Consider the following 243-nt stretch of genomic DNA (forward strand, 5'->3'; position numbering starts at 1 on the left):
GCTCGAGGGTCTCTGCGGCGAGCCGCTCGGGGTTGTTGATGGCATTCGAGACGGTTCCGACGGAGACGCCTGCGGCGCGCGCCACGGCGCCTATGTTCGGTGTCCCCCGTCGCATCGTGTCTCCTTCGGCACGCATACGCGCCATGGTACTGGCACAGTAGAGGCATGCAGCGCATCGCATCCGTCATCGGTATCGCACCCGAGAATCGCGAAGAGTACGAGGCCTATCACGCCGCTGTGTGG

1 protein-coding gene is annotated in these 243 nt (G+C 65.0%); it reads right to left on the reverse strand.

Features of this window, described 5'->3' with window-relative positions; all coding sequences use genetic code 11:
* Positions 1-181, reverse strand: a 181-nt coding sequence (locus SB754_RS22480; protein ID WP_410784489.1) for a LacI family DNA-binding transcriptional regulator, incomplete at its 3' end; no start/stop codon positions are given.
* Positions 182-243 lie beyond the last annotated feature (62 nt).

Source organism: Leifsonia sp. SIMBA_070 (assembly GCF_046534635.1).
GTDB lineage: Bacteria > Actinomycetota > Actinomycetes > Actinomycetales > Microbacteriaceae > Leifsonia.